The sequence below is a fragment of the Bacillus cereus group sp. BfR-BA-01492 genome (assembly GCF_022662815.1).
Lineage (GTDB): Bacteria > Bacillota > Bacilli > Bacillales > Bacillaceae_G > Bacillus_A > Bacillus_A cereus_BD.
The window spans coordinates 22833-36008 of the sequence record NZ_JAKUEH010000013.1 but is presented as its reverse complement, the minus strand read 5'-3'; the positions used below and the strand labels follow the sequence as shown (position 1 = coordinate 36008).

Here is a 13176-nt window from a genome sequence, read left to right as displayed (position 1 = left end):
CCCTTAAGAAAGTGTATGAAGGAAAACAAGCTTTCATGAAAACTAAACAAAATTCTCATGCGAATCGGAATCATTTCGTTTCCTAACTTTAAGAGGGAATTCCCACTAGAATATAGAATATTAAAATATACAGAATCCCATTCCATCTGTATGCATAAAGGAGTTGATGATATGAAGTGGGCTGTGCGCCGAGAACGAAGCTTTTTCTATATTGCTTTGGGACTTGGACTACTACTACCTAATTTATTGCTAGTACTTCCACTATTCCTAGATTCTACACTAACTTCCGTTGACTTTATTATTTTGTTCTCATTAATTTTACTAGTTAATTTCTTTTTGCTCTGGATTATGTTTGATATTCAATATGAATTTAGAGAAGAAACTCTTTACGCACGCTGTGGGCCATTCCGATGCAACATTCCGTATACCCATATTACAAAGGCCAATAAAACAAATGACATGATGATCGGTTTTCGGTTAGCTGCAGCGCTAGAAGGAATTGAGATTCACTATGATTCTAAAAGGAAGTTTTTTTGCAGTGTGAAACTTTCACCGCAAAATGAAGAAGCCTTTATTGCCCAATTGCAAAAAAAGTGCCCCAAATTACAAAACAATTCGATTTCAAAATAAGATAGAAAAAGCGACACTATCAATGTGAAGTGTCGCTTTTTCTATCCTTATTACTCTTCAATAATATCAAGTTTCTCCGTAATTGGTGTGCGTGCTTTTCCTTCTGGCGTTTTATCGAAATAACCGACATGAAGAATACCAACGATGCGTTGCCCCTTTGTTAGTCCAATTCCTTCTATAAATAATGGATTATAAATTAATCCACCTGTTTTCCAAACAGAGCCTAAACCGCGTTCCCACGCAAGCAATTGAAAGTTTTGTATAAATGCACATGTTGCTGCGTAATCTTCGTCGCGCTGAATTTGACGTGGATCTTCATCCATATAAACAACGATTTGAGCTGGTGTGCTTAAGAAACGATCGGATAAAATTTTACCGCGCTTTGCTCTTTCTTCTTCTGTGAAAGAATTTAATACGGCCTCTACTAGTTTTTTGCGCCCTTCTCCGATAAATAATTTACAATTCCATGGCTCACGATATTTATGGTTTGGTGCCCATGTTGCATCATTTAATAATTCAATTAACAGCTCTTTCTCGACAGTTTTATCTGTAAATGTACGAATCGATCGCCTTTCTTTCATAACATTTGCAATGGAAGTATATGTAGTCATATCGTTCTCTCCCTCATTTTACTCTATATGTATAAGTTTATTATTGATAGTGATTTTCAATTTCGATTATAACTTAGTTTTCTATCATTAATCAATGTTTTATGTTGGAAAACTGTCAAAACCCTACCCTAAAATAGCGAGAGTTATTATGAATAAAAATTCTCTCTGTTCTACCGTATAATATTTCGCTATCCCCAAAAACTAACGAAAGCAACTTATAAAGGAAAAGAGGTGGATATGATGTTCAAATTTTCATCAAAAAAGCAAGAATCGGCAAAGAAAAAGACGCCTTGTTCTATTCCTGAATTTATTCATACGATGAAAGAATCTCTTGATTTTGTTTCCTACCCTATTATACAGGACGGAACACTCTGTCTCTTTTATTACAAAACAGTAGTTGATGCACTCCTCATTGAGCAGTTTATTTTAACACCGCTCAAAAAGCAGTTAAATAAGCTGGAAAATATAACGGATGTAGCAAATAGCATCTCACTTGAAGACATTGTCGTCTCTCCTTCTATTGATGATATTCGTGAAAAATTATTAGCCGGATATGTTCTTATTCAAATGCAAAATCATTCAAAGCAATATGCCCTTATACGCGTAGAGAATACATCGATAGGGGCCCGTACATATAACGATACAGAAAATGAGTACAGCGTCATTGGACCTAAAATCGGACTTGTTGAAAATATTGATATCAATATTCACTTACTACGCCAAAACATTGTAACAGAACAATTAATTTTCAAAGAAATTACTGTCGGATCTCTGTCTAAAACAAAAGTTGCCGTCGCTTATATAGAAGGCATTACAAATAAACAACATATTCATACTGCTATTCAGCGCTTAGAGGACATTGATTTTGATGTTCCTTTCGACGCAACAATGATTGAGCAATTTATTAGTGATAATAGTAATTCGCCATTTCCCGTTCTACTACCGACAGAGCGACTTGATCGATCTGTATTTGCTTTAATCAATGGACAAGTGCTTATTTTAACAAATGGATCGCCTTATGCATTAGCTGGTCCAACAACTTTATTAGACTTCTTTATTTCACCGGAAGACTATTATTTACCGTGGCTTATCGGCTCTTTTTTTCGGATGATACGTTTTTTTGGCGCGATTTTCTCTTTATTTTCTTCTGCGATTTATACAGCAGTATTAACGTATCATTATCAAATGATTCCGGCAGATTTATTAGGTCCGATTATTTTTTCTCGAGCAAATGTACCTTTCCCACCAATTTTAGAAGCACTTTTTTTAGAAATTACAATTGAGTTATTACGTGAAGCAGGTGCGCGTTTACCAACAAAAGTCGGACAAACCATTGGAATTGTTGGCGGGATTGTCATTGGGCAAGCTTCTGTTGAAGCAGCTTTAACAAGTACCATCTTATTAATTGCAGTCGCTTTGTCAGCTCTTGCCTCTTTCACAACGCCAACTGTCAAAATGTCATCTACAATTCGATTGCTCCGATTCCCACTTATTCTTTTAGCTGGTGCATTGGGAGGGCTCGGTCTCATTATCGGATTTGTATTCATTTTAACTCATTTACTTCATTTAAAATCACTTGGGTCGCCTTATTTATTGCCATTATATCCATTTCGTAGTTTAAGCACAGCGGAAGGATTTCTTCGCTTTCCATTTAGTCAAACGGCAAATCGACCTTCTTTTTTACGTCCAAGATCGCAGTGGCGTTATGACGCTAAAAAAGCAAAACAAAAACATGATGGTGAAAAAACATGAGAAATATTTTATCTTTTTTAGTCATTATTTTGCTATGTTCCCAATTCGGATGTGCACAAATGTATACAGTAGACACACAAAGAATGATTCATGCAGTTGGATTTGATATGCCAAAAAAACAGAAGTTTCAAGGAACTATTTTATATCCCGAATATACCCATGGTGTAAATACGAAACCGAAAACGCAAACAACGACAGCAAATTCACTTGAAACGATTGCATCTCGTTTGAACGCAAAGTCTCCGCATAATATTGTAGTTGGACAAATGCGTGTCGTCTTATTTGGAAAGTCTTTTGGCACATATGGAATTGGCGAAATGGTGAATAATTTACAGCGCGATCCGAACGTTGGTCGCGATGTACAACTCGCTCTTGTTGATGGTTCATCTAAAAAGCTTTTGCAGTACGTAAAAACACACAGTTCCTTATATCTTGCTGAATTACTGGAACAAAATGTACGAAATGAAACGATTCCTCGTACAGCTTTAAATTTATTTTTATATGACTATTACTCAAAAGTACGCGACCCCTTTTTACCGTATATTTCAATCGATAAAGATCAAGCAGTTTCTGTGAAAGGACTTGCCTTTTTAAAACAAGATAAAGTCGTTATGTATACGGATAACCAAGGGTCCTTTTTAGTCAAACTTCTTATTAATCCAACAAAAAATGGACGCTATGAAGTACCTATTCGAAAAGGAAAACATAAAGGGCTCGTCGTGATTCAAAATTTATCCGGCAAAAGCACCTACCAAGTTAACGATATTGATCATACAGCGAAAGCACGCATTCGTTTAAAGTTAAATGGATTAATTAAAAGCTCTCCTAATTGGCTGAACTTAACACATGAAGAGAATATTTCATACATTCGAAAACAGGTAGAAAATACACTAAAAAAACATATAGAACAACTCATTCAAGAATTCCAACAAAAAAACATAGATCCATTAGGTATATGTGATGAAATGAGAAGTCGGACAAGGAAATGGAGCATAAAAGAAATTAGAGAGATATACCCTTCCATAGATATTCCTGTTGATGTAAATGTGAATATTGTACAATCTGGCATTGGAGAGTAGTGAGGTGATAAGATGAATACGAAAAGCACAGAAAAAACAAAGACCGTTTCTCCTTATTTCATATTTTTTTTACTACATTCCTTACAAATTGGAGTAGGTATTCTCGGCTATCAACGAATTATTATAAAGCACTCTGGTCATGACGCATGGATTGCTATCATTATAGCTGGCGTTGCAACTCATATTGTATTATTTTGTATGTTAAAAATGTTAGAGAAAGATGGTGATTTAGTTCAAATCCATACAACATGCTTTGGAAAATGGATTGGATCTTTCTTAACTTTATGTTTCACTTTTTATTTTCTATTATTTTGTCTTACTGTTCTGCGGACATATATTGAAGTGATTCAAGTTTGGGTCTTCCCTACTATAAAAGGATGGACGTTGACTTTACTTTTTTTACTTGTTACTTACTATGCATTAAAAGGAGGATTCCGTTCTGTAACCGGAATATGCTTTTGGGGAATCATATTACCCATTTTCGTTGTTCTTTTTTTAGTTTTCCCACTACAATATGCTCATGTTCGTAACATATTACCCATTTTCATACACTCACCTATTGAGATTCTAAAATCAGTTAAAGATTCTTCATTAGAATTTTTAGGATTTGAAGCCGTACTTATTTTTTATCCATTTATTGAAAAAGGAAAATCATTAAAAAAATGGGCTCATGGTGGTATTTTATTTACGACCATTGTATATGTAGTGTTAGCAGTCGTTTCTATTATGTATTTTAGTGAAGGCTTACTAAACCATACGATTTGGCCAACATTAACAATGTTAAAAATTATTAAAGTTCCCTTTATTCAACGATTTGAATACATTATTATTTTTATTTGGTTACTGATTATTTTACCAAACCTATGCTTAACGATTTGGTCAGCTTGTCGTTCTGTAAAGCGTTCTTTCCATATCTCATTTAATATTACACTCCCTTTTTTTATTATAATTATATTCATCGCCTCTTTATTTTTTACAAACCGGGAAAGTATCAACACATTAAACAATATTCTATCTGAAACTGGTATGTATATCGTATATACATATATTCCGTTACTTTCTATATGGCACTCCATTCGCTGGCGATGGCAAAAGAAAAAAACTTCTCCATAATAGTGAAGAGTTTGATACAATTCAATTAATACGTAGCTAAAGGGGGATAAGCATATAAAAAAATATATTTTCTCTCTACTTGTCATCATAAGTCTACTCCTCGCTGGATGTAGTAGTGCAAATAACAAAAACGTTTCAGGGTCAAAAGAAGATCATGCTTCTCACACGGCACAAGGTGACGTGCAAGAAAAAACAAAAGGAATAGAAACACTCCCAACCTTTCTAGACAAGCTAGATCCACAACTAAAAGATATCTATACAGTCGCAGGAAACAATGCCGAATTATTAAGCTGGATTCCTTGTTACTGTGGATGTGGCGAAAATGCGGGACATAAAAGCAATAAAAACTGTTTTATTAAAGAAATAAAACAAAATGGAGAAGTTGTTTGGGATTCTCACGCAACAACATGTGTAAACTGTTTAGAAATTGCAGTCAAATCTGCATCTATGCAACAAAACGGAAAGTCGCCACTTGAAATTAGAAATTACATCGACAATACATATAAAGAAGGCTATGCAAAACCGACGCCTACACCAATGCCAAAAGCTTAAAAACGAGGAATCTCCTCGTTTTTTATTAGCAAATTCTTTCACGTGTATTTCCACTTATCTTTCACACACTATATGTAACTCCTCGGTAAGGAGGTACACAATGAACACCTACAACGACTACGACAAAGCGCTCTATTACACATATTGTTGTAATTGGGATAAGTTGCTTGTTTTAATGGTACAAACAAAAGATCAATTATTTTCAAAACGAATTGAACGCTTTTTACATGCGTATCAATATGGAAAACAATTATCTGAAGTAGATAAACAACTACAACTGTTATTCCAATATATTGACCACGCCTCACAAAAGTCCTATATAGAAGAAATTGAGCAGTTACAAATGTAACGAAAGTGCCTGTCCAAAAAGGATTATTTTTGGATGGGCTCTTTTTACAAGTATTGATTTTACTAACAGTGAAGTAGCGAGATTTGTCGGCTAGTTGCTATCTCATGTCGAAACCACCACCTTTTTGAATATTTTTCCACATTTATGTTCATAATACATATATGATTGTGAATTGGACGTGATAACTTTGCGGAAACTATTATACATATTCCTTTGTATCATTACAGTCTTAACCGGTTGCCAAACAAAGAAAGACATGGATTCATTTCATGGAAGGAAACAAGATAAAGATACATACAATATTCTCATTATCGGCAGTGATTCACGCGGCGAGCAACATGCGCGTGCGGATACAATTATGATTGCTCAATATAATAAAAAAGAGCATACGGCCAAACTCGCTTCTATTATGCGCGATAGCTATGTAGAAATTCCTACCTATGAAAAAAAATATAATAAAATTAACGCTTCCTACTACTATGGTGGTCCAGAATTGTTACGTAAAACAATTCATCACAATTTCGGAATTGATACTTCCCATTACGTAACAATCGATTTTCAAGCGTTTGTTAACATTGTAGATACAATCGCACCAGAGGGAATTGAAGTACATGTCACACAATCCATGATTGATGACATGAAATTACCTGTAAAGCCAGGGATGCAGCCCCTTCATGGAAAAGAATTATTAAAATATGCTCGTTTTCGTCACGATAAAGAGAGTGATTTTGGCCGTGTAAGACGACAACAAGAAGTACTGCAAGCAGTTAAACAAACATTGACTCATAAGATGCATTCTCTAGATGGAATGCTTGATGTACCAGTAATGACACAAAAAATCGCACCAGACATCCAAACAAATTTAGATGTACAAACGCTATTTGCACTCCGCAATAGTCTATTATCAGCACCCAAAATAGAAACAATGCGCATTCCTCTTGAGAATGAGTATAATCATGCTTTTATTGAGCATGCAGGCTCCATATTACAAATTCATCCCGAAAAAAATAAAGAAGCTCTTCAACGTTTTTTCAACGTCACAAAAGCTGTCAATAACTCATAAAAACAAGGTTATATACCTTGTTTTTTGATTTTACTCCTATAAATTTTCTTGATAAAAATATTTTTTCTTTATTTTCATGCCCTCTTCATACTATAATTTAGTATGTAACTATTATAAGAGAGGTAAAAACATGGACCGTGAAAAAAAACAAGAATACGCTTTATTGACTGCTTGGGGAGCTTCTTTTATCGCTACACTTGGAAGCTTATATTTTTCTGAAATTATGAAGTTCGAACCTTGTGTGCTTTGCTGGTATCAACGTATTTTTATGTATCCATTTGTTTTATGGCTTGGTATAGCTATAGCGAAAAAAGACTATCGCATCGCTTCCTATTCCTTGCCAATCGCAAGTATTGGTGCTTGCATTTCTTTATATCACTATGGAATCCAAAAAATCTCAGCTCTTTCCGAAGCTGGAGCAGTTTGCGGGCGTGTTCCTTGTACGGGAGAATATATAAACTGGTTTGGTTTCATCACGATTCCATTTCTAGCTTTAATTGGATTTATGACAATTATTATTTGTAGCTTTATCATCATAAAAAATAAATAAGGAGATGAAATCATGAAAAAACTGCTTATATTTGGCGGTATTATTATCGTTTTATTTGCGGCCCTTTTAGGTGTAAGATTTATGGAAGATAATAGTAAAAAAGATTACTATGCAAATAAGATTACGCTTGAAGATCTTCGTAAAAATATTACAGACAAAAAAGACCAGACCATTTACTTTTATCAAACAAACTGTGTACATTGTCAAAAGGTGTCTCCTGTCGTTGTCCCCCTTGCGAAAGATTTGAATGTTGATATGAAAGTAATCGATATTGAAAAAGAACCTGATGCTGTTTGGGACGAGTTCAACATTAAAGGAACTCCAACAATCATTCATTATAAAGAAGGTAAAGAAGTAAGTCGCATCAGTGGCGAAAAAGACAAAGAAACTTTTCATAAATGGTTGAAAGAAACGAAAAAGTAACAAGAAAAGGAAACTTACGCTATACATGAAATGGATATAAAATCCCACACTACTATATAAGGAGGGGGTTTTATGCCAGAAGTACGCTGCTCTGTTTCCAATTGTTCCTTTTGGGGACAAGGCAACTTTTGTCAAGCAACTGCAATCTTTGTTCAGCCTGATGACCAAAATGCAAATCAACCAGGAGATCATTCCTATACAAATGCAGCTTTAACAGGTGAAACATTTGAAAGTGAAGTAATGGCAAGTGTGGAAACATGTTGCCAAACCTTTAAACCAAAATATTAAATCAAAACCCTTCATCGTATGAAAGATGAGGGGTTTTCTTCTGCACGATTTCATATCATAATTATCCCATATTTCCAAGCATCATGCATGAGTACCATGTATAAGATTACAATCACAACTGTTCCCCACAAAGTAATTTCTCGATATTTTCCTTCCTCGCCATCTCGTGCTTCAATAAAAACCCAAATAAAACCTATCATTAAAATGAAATCAATATATGGTACATACAGGAAAAAGAACAACAATACATATAAATACACAACAAATAAACCAGTTGTAATTAAAAAAATTTTAAAAGCAAATTCACTATTTCCTTTTTTCATACATCCGCTCCCCCCAATCTGTACTGTATTATATTCAACATATGACAGATTGGGAAAACATTCTAAATAAGCTACCGAAAATTTACGGTAGCTATTATGGAACATTATATTTTCGTTTATATATATTGCTTAAAACGGAATGAGGTAATTGTTCATAGCGAGCCTTCTCTCCTGATTCATCTATCATATAAAAATTATTCCCTATATAATAGTACCCTTTTTTTCGTTGAGAATAGACCGGATATCGCTCATTCGGCAACACCATCTTCACTTTTGTCAATTGCCCATTTGGTTCTTGCCAATATAGATTCATGCGATCTACAAGCGTCAACATTCCAATTTGATCTTCTTCTACTTTGCGACCATTCCAACTTACAACGCGGTACCCATGCGTATGAGCTACATGTTCTGGAGATGCATGAAAGCTTGAGATAATGACCTTTGTCTGTACAGATACGCGATCATATAACCATTGTATATCGCGGTCATGCATGCGAATGCATCCATTGGATTCTCGCCTTCCAATCGTGCCTTCACGATTTGTTCCATGAATCGCATATTCCTTTTCATTTAAACCGAGCCATCTTGTTCCAAGTGGATTATTAGGGGCACCGCCTGGAATTTTTTTTCGATGATACTCTTTATTTTTATATTTATTAATGATGCAAAAGCTTCCTTCAGGAGTTGGTGTACGAGGACTTCCTGTTGTTACCGGAAATGTTCTTACGTAATTCCCATTTTCAAAAAAAGATAATTGATTGGTCGTCAAATTAATCAATATGAGATAATCTGTCTCAGCAAACGTATGAATCGGCAGGCCGAAAAAGAGGATGACTGCTAGCCATAATTTTTTCATCTATATCCCCCCAGTACCACCATATACAATGGTACCATTAGCTTTTGCTATACTGCCGATTCTTATGAATAAAACATGCATACTCTTCTTTCATCTTTCTTTATCCGCTATGTTAGAGCAATAGTTTCACTTTATCCACTTACAATCGCTCCACCATTGACATGAATCATTTGTCCTGAAACATAAGTTGAATCTTCTGAAGCTAAATATACGTAAGCTGGTGCCAATTCATACGGCTGTCCAGGTCTTTTCATGGGGACATCGCTTCCAAATTCAGCTACTTTCTTTTTATCAAAACTTGATGGAATAAGCGGTGTCCAAATAGGACCTGGTGCGACACCATTTACCCGAATTCCTTTTTGCATTAATGACTTTGCAAGCGACCTTGTAAAAGCAACAATCGCTCCCTTTGTCGCCGAATAATCAATAAGTTGCTCGTTTCCTTCATATGCAACAATAGATGCTGTATTAATAATAGCATCGCCCTGTTTTAAATGTACTAACGCCGCTTTTGTAACATGAAAATAAGAAAAGATATTAATACGAAATGTTTTTTCAAGCTGCTGCGCAGTAATATATTCTAAACTTTGCTGCGGATATTGCTGCGCGACATTGTTGACAAGAATATTGAGATCACCTAATTGAGAAACAGTTTCTTGCACAATTTGCTCACAATGTTGTTCATCACTTACATCTCCTGGAAGCAATATACACTTTGCACCATGTTTCTCTACTAACTTTTTTGTCTCATTTGCATCTTCATGTTCATCTAAATAAGCAATTGCGATATTTGCCCCTTCTTTTGCAAAAGCAACTGATACCGCTCTTCCAATGCCACTGTCTCCCCCTGTAATAAGTACACACTTTCCGTTTAATTTCCCGCTTCCTGTATAGTGCGGATTATCATATTGAGGAAGTGGATTCATAAGAGACTCTACTCCCGGTTGTTTATTTTGATGTTGCGGTGGCAATGTTAAAAATGTTTTCTGCTGCGTCATCTGTTCTTTCAACTCCTTCTTATTCTTTCTCTCTTATCATGTACATACCCACTAAAAGTAATTATGAAACATATGATTTTGAAGTTAGAAATAGCAAGATAAAACATAGATTTATGACTAATATTCGACATCAAAACATAAAATACAAAATGGTATAAACTTTTTTGTACAAAACTCTTGCAAAAAACATAAAAAACGAATATTATATATAACTGTTGTGGAAATCATTCGTAAACAGAAAGGATGTTTATATGTTTAACCTTTCAAAACATAAAACTTCTATTAAAACTGAATTTATGGCAGGTATTATCACCTTTTTAACAATGGCATATATTATTGTCGTAAACCCTGTTATTCTTGGAGATGCGGGTGTTCCTTTTGAACAAGCATTTACAGCAACAATTATTGCTGCTATTGTCGGAACATTGTTTATGGCCATCTTTACCAACTTACCAATTGCAATTGCTCCAGGTATGGGACTAAATGCTTACTTCTCATACTCGGTAGTAAAAGCACATGAAGGCATGACATTTGCAATTGCATTCTCTGCTGTATTTGTAGCAGGTATGATTTTAATTTTATTATCATTCACATCTTTCCGTACAAAATTAATGGAAGTAATTCCTGATAACTTAAAACATGCAATCACTGCTGGCATTGGCTTATTTATTGCTTTTATCGGCTTACGTATGACAGGAATCGTAACAAAACATGAATCTAACTTAGTAGGACTTGGTGACCTTCACTCTGCTCCTGTGTTACTAGCATTAGCAGGTCTTGGAATTACGCTTATTCTTATGTCCTTAAATATAAATGGTGCTATTTTTATCGGAATGTTATTAACGGGAATCATTGCTTACTTCACGGGACAATTAACATTCTCAAACGGTATTACATCCATGCCTGGATTACCTGAAGGAATTATTGTTTCCAATCCAATTACTGCTGTTTCTGATGTGATCCAATACGGTTTGTATGGCGTTGTCTTTTCATTCTTCCTTGTTACATTGTTCGATACAACAGGTACATTACTTGGCGTAGCTCAGCAAGGTGGATTTATGAAAGATGGCAAACTGCCAAAATCAGGACGAGCTCTTCTATCAGATTCTTTCTCAGCAACAATTGGTTCTATGTTTGGAACAACACCATCAACAGCATACATTGAATCCTCTGCGGGCGTAGCAGCTGGTGGACGCACTGGTTTAACAACAATTACAGTTGCTGTATTGTTTGCAGCTGCAGCATTCTTCGGTCCTTTAGTAAGTGCTGTATCAGGCGTTTCAGCAATCACATCACCATCATTAATTATCGTTGGTAGCCTAATGATGGGTGCTGTACGTAACATTGATTGGGATGTATTTGATGAAGCATTCCCAGCATTTTTAGTTATTTTAAGCATGCCACTTACATCTAGTATCTCAACGGGGATTGCCCTTGGATTTATTTCATACCCACTTATGAAAATGGCAAAAGGTAAATTCAGTGCTGTTCACCCGCTTGTATATATATTCGGAATTTTATTTGCTTATCAATTAGTTTTCTTACCACATTAATGAAAAACCCTTAGCACACAAAATTGTGAGCTAAGGGTTTTTATTATTCTTCATTTCCTTATCAAGTTTAATGACTTATCCAACAACTAATAATTTTCGTCATCTCACTGATGCGAAAAAATCATTACAACTACATTTAGTTTTGCAAAAATGCTTGTAAATCTGCAAATTTTCTCTTTGCGTCTTCATATCCTTGCTCATATAAGCCTTGTAGTTTTGTCACATCTTTTTCCATACGATCTACTTGCAATGGCATCTCAGGGCGAATGACAAATAAATTACCTGCTGCCTCTTCTTTTTCAATATAATGAAGTGTTTCATTATATAATTCATAACGAGTAAGCATCGCACGAACAAGGTGCGGGTATTTTTTATAGGCTCTAGCTGCAACCCAGCCAAACTTTGATTTTTTCTTTGTATATCCATGATTTCTTGTTAAAATCACAACTGACTTTTTATATCCATCTTCCTGTGCTTTACGAACTGGAATTGGATCAGAGATTCCTCCATCTAATAGTTGCTTGCCACGATAGTTTACAATCCGTGCAATAAATGGCAAAGAACTAGACGCTTGTAATAAGTTTAATGCATCTTCGTTCGTTCCTTCTTTTTCAAAATAAACAGGCTGTCCTGTTTCACAATCAGTCGTTCCAACAATGAAACGTTCTGGACTATTAAAATATGTTTCAAAATCAAAAGGGACGTGCTTCTTTGGAATTTCATGAAAAATGAAATCCATATCAAATAGTTGACGCTTTTTTAAAAGGTTCTTATATGATAAATATCTTGGATGTTGTGCGTAATCAATATTTACTACCTTATTTCGATTTCTTTGTCTAGAAAGATACGACGCTGCATGACAAGCACCAGCGGAAACACCAATGACATACGGAAAATATAAATCTTGTTCCATAAAGTATTCAAGTATCCCACCAGTATATACGCCGCGCATACCGCCGCCTTCTAATACTAACCCCGTATTTTCAAGCATTTCTTCCTCTCCTCTTTATATGCCTAGACTATTTAATTATTCATA

At 35.1% G+C, this 13176-nt stretch carries 16 protein-coding genes; 11 read left to right on the top strand and 5 right to left on the bottom strand.

Annotated elements, in window-relative coordinates:
• Positions 1–171: 171 nt before the first annotated feature.
• Positions 172–630, top strand: a complete 459-nt coding sequence (locus MR063_RS15900; protein WP_048721464.1) for a PH domain-containing protein — start codon at positions 172–174, stop codon at positions 628–630.
• 50 nt (positions 631–680) lie between these two features.
• On the opposite strand, the gene MR063_RS15895 is transcribed toward MR063_RS15900, so the two are convergent.
• Complete coding sequence (locus MR063_RS15895) at positions 681–1241, bottom strand: nitroreductase family protein (RefSeq protein WP_048721462.1); 561 nt, start codon at positions 1239–1241, stop codon at positions 681–683.
• 240 nt (positions 1242–1481) lie between these two features.
• On the opposite strand from MR063_RS15895, the gene MR063_RS15890 reads away from it, so the two are divergent.
• From MR063_RS15890 to MR063_RS15850, 9 genes are all read left to right on the top strand, one after another.
• The gene (locus tag MR063_RS15890; protein ID WP_242199325.1) at positions 1482–2993 is read left to right on the top strand and encodes a spore germination protein; all 1512 of its coding nucleotides are present in this window, start codon (positions 1482–1484) and stop codon (positions 2991–2993) included.
• Complete coding sequence (locus MR063_RS15885; protein ID WP_242199323.1) at positions 2990–4072, top strand: Ger(x)C family spore germination protein; 1083 nt, start codon at positions 2990–2992, stop codon at positions 4070–4072. The genes MR063_RS15890 and MR063_RS15885 overlap by 4 nt, the downstream gene beginning before the upstream one ends.
• A gap of 12 nt (positions 4073–4084) precedes the next feature.
• Positions 4085–5185 (top strand): GerAB/ArcD/ProY family transporter, encoded by a 1101-nt coding sequence (locus MR063_RS15880; protein ID WP_087097786.1) that lies wholly within the window; start codon positions 4085–4087, stop codon positions 5183–5185.
• Positions 5186–5239: 54 nt separating this feature from the next.
• Positions 5240–5737 (top strand): PCYCGC domain-containing protein, encoded by a 498-nt coding sequence (locus MR063_RS15875; protein ID WP_242199499.1) that lies wholly within the window; start codon positions 5240–5242, stop codon positions 5735–5737.
• Between the two features lie 100 nt (positions 5738–5837).
• On the top strand, positions 5838–6086 hold the full coding sequence (locus tag MR063_RS15870; RefSeq protein ID WP_048721448.1) for a YhdB family protein: 249 nt from the start codon (positions 5838–5840) through the stop codon (positions 6084–6086).
• Positions 6087–6342: 256 nt separating this feature from the next.
• Positions 6343–7149 (top strand): LCP family protein, encoded by an 807-nt coding sequence (locus tag MR063_RS15865; RefSeq protein WP_242199320.1) that lies wholly within the window; start codon positions 6343–6345, stop codon positions 7147–7149.
• Between the two features lie 130 nt (positions 7150–7279).
• On the top strand, positions 7280–7699 hold the full coding sequence (locus tag MR063_RS15860) for a disulfide formation protein C (RefSeq protein WP_048721441.1): 420 nt from the start codon (positions 7280–7282) through the stop codon (positions 7697–7699).
• Positions 7700–7711: 12 nt separating this feature from the next.
• Positions 7712–8122 (top strand): thioredoxin family protein, encoded by a 411-nt coding sequence (locus tag MR063_RS15855; protein ID WP_048721438.1) that lies wholly within the window; start codon positions 7712–7714, stop codon positions 8120–8122.
• Positions 8123–8194: 72 nt separating this feature from the next.
• The gene (locus MR063_RS15850) at positions 8195–8410 is read left to right on the top strand and encodes a DUF1540 domain-containing protein (protein WP_048721435.1); all 216 of its coding nucleotides are present in this window, start codon (positions 8195–8197) and stop codon (positions 8408–8410) included.
• Positions 8411–8460: 50 nt separating this feature from the next.
• Here the strand turns inward: MR063_RS15850 and MR063_RS15845 are convergent, their stop codons facing one another.
• From MR063_RS15845 to MR063_RS15835, 3 genes are all read right to left on the bottom strand, one after another.
• Positions 8461–8733, bottom strand: a complete 273-nt coding sequence (locus tag MR063_RS15845; protein WP_048721432.1) for a hypothetical protein — start codon at positions 8731–8733, stop codon at positions 8461–8463.
• Between the two features lie 94 nt (positions 8734–8827).
• Positions 8828–9589 (bottom strand): L,D-transpeptidase, encoded by a 762-nt coding sequence (locus MR063_RS15840; RefSeq protein WP_048721428.1) that lies wholly within the window; start codon positions 9587–9589, stop codon positions 8828–8830.
• A gap of 131 nt (positions 9590–9720) precedes the next feature.
• Entirely contained in the window at positions 9721–10587 is an 867-nt protein-coding gene (locus MR063_RS15835) for an SDR family oxidoreductase (RefSeq protein ID WP_242199317.1), read from the bottom strand.
• A gap of 251 nt (positions 10588–10838) precedes the next feature.
• Here MR063_RS15835 and MR063_RS15830 point away from each other — a divergent pair, with 251 nt between their 5' ends.
• Positions 10839–12140 (top strand): NCS2 family permease, encoded by a 1302-nt coding sequence (locus MR063_RS15830; RefSeq protein ID WP_242199315.1) that lies wholly within the window; start codon positions 10839–10841, stop codon positions 12138–12140.
• 136 nt (positions 12141–12276) lie between these two features.
• Here the strand turns inward: MR063_RS15830 and MR063_RS15825 are convergent, their stop codons facing one another.
• Positions 12277–13131, bottom strand: a complete 855-nt coding sequence (locus MR063_RS15825) for a patatin-like phospholipase family protein (protein ID WP_242199313.1) — start codon at positions 13129–13131, stop codon at positions 12277–12279.
• Between the last annotated feature and the right edge of the window lie 45 nt (positions 13132–13176).